Origin of the sequence: Dokdonella sp. (genome assembly GCF_049593775.1) — a bacterium.
Taxonomy (GTDB): domain Bacteria; phylum Pseudomonadota; class Gammaproteobacteria; order Xanthomonadales; family Rhodanobacteraceae; genus Dokdonella.
On sequence record NZ_JBAWHJ010000190.1, the window covers coordinates 1 to 5,184 of the forward strand.

Annotated in this window: 5 protein-coding genes and 1 pseudogene; all 6 read left to right on the forward strand. The window is 60.0% G+C overall.

What is annotated here, in order from left to right; all coding sequences use genetic code 11:
• The first annotated feature begins 39 nt into the window (after window positions 1–39).
• The gene (locus tag WBP53_RS06690; RefSeq protein WP_423927194.1) at window positions 40–1,035 is read left to right on the forward strand and encodes an NADPH:quinone oxidoreductase family protein; all 996 of its coding nucleotides are present in this window, start codon (window positions 40–42) and stop codon (window positions 1,033–1,035) included.
• 53 nt (window positions 1,036–1,088) lie between these two features.
• Entirely contained in the window at window positions 1,089–2,738 is a 1,650-nt protein-coding gene (locus WBP53_RS06695) for a long-chain fatty acid--CoA ligase (RefSeq protein ID WP_423927196.1), read from the forward strand.
• A 70-nt stretch (window positions 2,739–2,808) separates the two neighbouring features.
• Window positions 2,809–3,195 (forward strand): PaaI family thioesterase, encoded by a 387-nt coding sequence (locus tag WBP53_RS06700; protein WP_423927198.1) that lies wholly within the window; start codon window positions 2,809–2,811, stop codon window positions 3,193–3,195.
• Window positions 3,192–3,761, forward strand: a complete 570-nt coding sequence (locus WBP53_RS06705; protein WP_423927200.1) for an HD domain-containing protein — start codon at window positions 3,192–3,194, stop codon at window positions 3,759–3,761. Before WBP53_RS06700 ends, WBP53_RS06705 begins: the two co-directional genes overlap by 4 nt.
• A 24-nt stretch (window positions 3,762–3,785) precedes the next feature.
• On the forward strand, window positions 3,786–4,541 hold the full coding sequence (locus WBP53_RS06710; protein ID WP_423927202.1) for a class II aldolase/adducin family protein: 756 nt from the start codon (window positions 3,786–3,788) through the stop codon (window positions 4,539–4,541).
• Between the two features lie 58 nt (window positions 4,542–4,599).
• A pseudogene (locus tag WBP53_RS06715) lies at window positions 4,600–5,184 on the forward strand (hypothetical protein); the annotation flags it as partial.

The window sequence follows — 5,184 nt, forward strand, 5'->3', positions numbered from 1 at the left end:
AGGGCGCCGTAAACAAGAATTGCAAGCAAAAGGAAATCCATGAAAGCCATCATCTGTGACAACTGGGGAGCGCCTTCGTCCCTGCAACTGCGCGACATGCCCACGCCAGAGCCCGGTGCAAAGCAGGTGGTGTTGCGTGTTCACGTTGCAGCGGTCAATTTCCCGGATGCCCTGATAGTCGCTGGCAAGTACCAGTTCCGTCCCGAGTTCCCGTTTTCGCCGGGCGGCGAGATGTCGGGCGAGATCATTGCCGTCGGCAGCGAGGTAAAGCACCTGGCGGTTGGCGACAAGGTCGTCGGGCTGGCCAGCCACGGTGCCTACGCGCAGGAAGCGGTCGTCGATGCCACCCACATCGTGCCCTTGCCAAAAGACATCAGCGATGCTGATCTGGAGCTGGCCGGCAGTTTCGTCCTGACCTATGGAACTTCGCTGCATGCATTGAAGGATCGTGCCGAAGCCAGGGCAGGCGAGACTCTGCTTGTATTGGGCGCTGGAGGTGGCGTCGGACTGGCAGCCGTCGAGATCGGGAAATTGATGGGCTTGCGGGTAATCGCCGCTGCGTCGAATCAGGAGAAGCGCGACGCCGCGATTGCACTGGGCGCCGATGAGGTCATCGACTATGGCAGCGAAGACTTGCGCGAGCGCGTCAAGGCGCTGACTGCCGGCAAGGGCGTCGACATCGTCTATGACCCTGTCGGTGGCGACTTCGCCGAACCGGCACTGCGCAGCGTTGGTTGGCGCGGTCGCTACCTGGTCGTCGGATTTGCCGCGGGTGATATCCCGAAGATTCCGATCAACCTGTTGTTGCTGAAAGGCAGTGCTCTTGTCGGTGTGTTCTGGGGCGAATTCGTGCGCCGCGAACCCAAGCTCAATGCCGGCAACATGGCACAACTGTTTTCCTGGCTCAACGAACGCAAGATCAATCCCCTGATCTCGAAGCGCTATTCGCTGTCACAGGCACCATCCGCTCTCGACGCGCTGCTTGCGCGCGAGGCGGTTGGCAAGCTCGTAATCCTGCCGCAACAGGTCAACTGAAAACCCATGTACGGATCAACGCAAGCCACCAAACCCGGAGGGCACTGTCACCCATGAACCTGACTCACTGGCCGCCGGGAATATCCAGACATCTGGAATTGCCTGCGACATCTCTGTGCTACAACCTCGAAGTGTCGGCACACCGCTATCCGCAACGTGACGCGACCCTGTACTACGGTGGTTCGCTGAGCTATGCCGAACTGAAATCGGAGGTCGATCAGCTCGCCGGTTACCTGCAGCAACGTTGCGGAGTCCGCCGTGGCGACCGCGTCGCCCTGTACATGCAGAACAGCCCGCAATTCATCATTGCCATGCACGCGATACTGCGTGCCGATGCGATGGTGGTGCCAATCAACACGATGAACCTGCAACAGGAAGTCGCACATATCGTGCGCGACAGTGGCAGCAAGGTCGCGATCTTTGGCCAGGAGCTGGCCGACAATATCGCGCCGCTGCTAGGCGATGATCTGGCACATGCGGTGGTTGCAACGTATTCGGACTATATCGATCCGGATACGGACCTGCCGTTGCCGGATATTGTTGGTGCCGCAGCTGTGGAGATCCAGGGCGCAGCGGCGTGGCGTAAAGTGATCGATGAGGGCTGTACGCCTGATCCCGCACTTGCTGGCCCCGACGATCTTGCCGTAATGCCCTATACCTCGGGTACGACGGGCAAGCCCAAGGGCTGCATTCACACCCATCGCAGCGTCATGCATACCACGATCGGCGGGCCCGAGTGGGTCAAGATCCCCAAGGAGTGCATGGTCCTCGCGGCCTTGCCGATGTTCCATGTCACCGGAATGCAGAACGGCGTGACATCGCCAATCTACGGCGGTGTAACCGTTGTCATCATGACGCGCTGGGACAAGCGTTGCGCAGCGATGCTGATCGAACGCTACCGGGTCACCACATGGACGGCGATACCCACCATGCTGTTCGACTTTCTGAATCAGGAGGACCTGCAGCAACGCGACCTGTCATCGCTGTCTTGCCTGACCGGTGGTGGCGCGGCCATGCCCAGGGCCGTGGCCGAACGCATTCACGCGTTGTGGGGTATCCATTATATTGAGGGCTATGGCTTGTCGGAGACGATGGCGCCCACCCATCTCAATCCGAAGCACAGGCCAAAGACCCAATGCCTTGGCCTGCCGATTTTCGACGTGCATGCGCTGGTTGTCGACATCGAATCCTTGAAGCCGATGCCGGTTGGCGAGGTCGGCGAAATTCTCGTTGACGGCCCGCAAGTATTTCGTGGCTATCACGAAGATCCGGAACGCACCGCCGCCGCCTTCGTCGAGATCGACGGACGACGCTACTTTCGCACCGGCGATCTTGGCTATGTTGATGATGAAGGCTATTTCTTCATGGTCGACCGTCTCAAGCGCATGATCAATGCCTCGGGGTTCAAGGTCTGGCCGGCGGAAGTGGAGTCCTATCTCTACGCGCATCCCGCCGTGCTCGAGGCATGTGTAATTGCATGCCGGGACGAGCATCGTGGCGAGAGCGTCAAGGCCCTGGTCGTGCGCCGACCCGGTCAGGAAGTGGATGGCGAAGGCCTGATCGACTGGGCCCGCGGGCAGATGGCGGCGTACAAGGTTCCGCATATTGTCGAGTTCGTCGACAGCCTGCCGAAAAACGCTGCCGGCAAGATGCTGTGGCGGGTGCTGCAAGAAAAGGAACTGGAAGAATCGGCGACATGCTGACATGAGCACACCTGCCGGCAGCAGCAACCAAACTTCCGCGCCGAATCCGGTTCCAGCGGGCTTTGAGCCTGTGGCTCGAATCAGTGCGTATGCAAATCTGATCGGGCCGATCTACCAGAAGTCGGAATCCGACGGTCTCGTCTTCGCCATTCGCGCTGAAGCAAGGCATTGCAACGCGCGCGGCCAGGTACATGGCGGTGTTCTTTGCAGTCTTGCCGACATCGCGCTGGGGTACAGCACGGCGTTGTCGACCACGCCGCCAACGCCCATCGTGACGGCAAACCTCACGATCGACTTTGCAGGCAAGTCGGAGCGGGGTGACTGGATCGAAATTCGTAGCGACGTCCAGAAAATCGGGCGAAGCCTTGCCTATGCCAACTGCTTCATTCATGTGGACGAAATCCGAATTGCGCGAGCGAGCGCGATCTTCAGTGTTCGCCCGGCGGAGTCGCAATGACCACACGAGCTACATTCACGTGCTTCGAAGATAGTACCCAGCAGGACTGGCAATTGATTGCCGGCGAATTCATGGCGTTTGCCAAGGGTTTGCCCGATCGCGTCCTGAGCCATCTCAAACTGCTCGAGGGTGACTTCGGCGGCTTCCCGATCGATCGCATGGCGCATTCCTTGCAAACGGCCACGCGCGCACTGCGCGACGGGCGAGACGAGGAATACGTGGTTTGCGCCTTGCTGCACGATATCGGCGACACACTGGGAAGCTACAACCATCCGGATATTGCCGCGGCAATTCTCACCCCGTTCGTCAGCGAGGAGAACCTGTGGATGGTCAAGCACCATGGCGTCTTCCAGGGCTACTACTACTTCCATCACATCGGACTCGATCGCAACCAGCGCGACCAGTTCGAAGGCAATCCCCACTATGAACGCACGCGGGAGTTTTGCGAGCTCTACGACAGCCCGGCATTCGATGCCAAGGCAGAAACCCTGCCGCTTTGCGAGTTCGAGCCGATGTTGCGCCGGGTACTGGAAAAGCCGGTTCGTACGGTCTACGACATCGAATGAAATCCTCGTACACCAGGAGCAGACATGAACATTCCGTCACTTGAAGGCAAGGTCAGCGCCGAGGAATGGCAACTTCGTTGCGACCTCGCCGCCTGCTACCGCCTGGTCGCCATGCATGGCTGGACCGATCTCGTGTTCACCCACATCAGCGCGCGCCTGCCCGGCGACGGACACCACTTCCTGATCAACCCCTATGGGATGTTGTTCGAAGAGATCACGGCCTCGTCATTGATCGCGATTGACCAGGAAGGCAACAAACTCAGCGAGTCGCCGTTCAACGTCAACGAGGCGGGATTCGTCATCCACAGCGCGATCCACGCCGCGCGCGACGACGCTCATTGCGTCCTGCACACGCACACGCGCGCGGGTGTCGCGGTCAGCGCGCAGAAGGCAGGCATCCTGCCGATTTCACAGCAGTCGACGTTCGTGCTCGCCTCGCTCGGTTATCACGATTACGAAGGCGTCGCCCTGCGTGATGAAGAAAAGCCGCGTCTGCAGGCGGATCTCGGCATGGCGCACTTCCTGATGCTGCGCAATCACGGCCTGCTCACCGTCGGCGCTTCCATCGCCGATGCATTCCTCGGCATGTACCTGTTCGAAACGACCTGTCAGATCCAGATCGCGGCGCAGGCCGGAGGCGAGTTGACCAAAGTGGATCCACGCATTCTCGATGGCGTGGCCGCGGCGTCCAGGGAGCAGACCGACGGCATCGGCGGCGCGTTCGTCTGGCCCGCATTGCTGCGCAAGCTCGATCGTCTCGATGCCGGATTCCGTACCTGATCCGGCCTCGCCTGGCCTGATTGGAATGCAAGACTGAGGTTCATTACCGGGGAGTAGCATGAGCAATCCATCAAGTGGCTGGCGTTGGGGACCATTCACGATGCGTGTGCCGTTCCTGCACACGCGCCTGCTCTTGCCGGAGTTCCTGCAGGGTGTGTTCGTGGCCACGGCGACCGGTCTGGCGCTGGTGCCGGTGCTTGAGGCCTACTTCGGCATGAACTTCGAACAGGCCGTGACCTGTTCGCTGCTATACAGCCTGTTCATCGTTTCTTCGTTGCATACCTTCGGTGAGCCGTATGCACCGGGCTGGAATACGCCGGCCTTGCCTCTGGTGCTGGCCTACGTCATCGCCGGCTACCCGGATCCGGTTCAACGCTTTCAGGTCATGACTGCCTTGTCGCTGATGTTTGCCGGGCTGGTCTTCGTGCTCGGAGCTTCGGGATTTGGAACCTGGCTGATGCGCTGGCTGCCATCCACACTGCGCGCCGGCATCATCCTCGGTGCGGCGATCGCCGCATTCAAGAAAGTCTTCATCGACGACGCAGAAAAATTCCTGTTCCAGCAGCCCATATCGACGACGCTGGCTTGCCTGGTTTGCCTGGTCTGTGTGTTCTCGGCGCCATTCCAGCGACTCAAGGCCAGG

Excerpts from the sequence above, each read along its gene's own strand:
- WBP53_RS06695 (WP_423927196.1), top strand. The coding sequence starts at position 1,089 with ATGAACCTGACTCACTGGCCGCCGGGAATATCCAGACATCTGGAATTG.
- WBP53_RS06705 (WP_423927200.1), top strand. The coding sequence starts at position 3,192 with ATGACCACACGAGCTACATTCACGTGCTTCGAAGATAGTACCCAGCAG.
- WBP53_RS06710 (WP_423927202.1), top strand. The coding sequence starts at position 3,786 with ATGAACATTCCGTCACTTGAAGGCAAGGTCAGCGCCGAGGAATGGCAA.
- WBP53_RS06690 (WP_423927194.1), top strand. The coding sequence starts at position 40 with ATGAAAGCCATCATCTGTGACAACTGGGGAGCGCCTTCGTCCCTGCAA.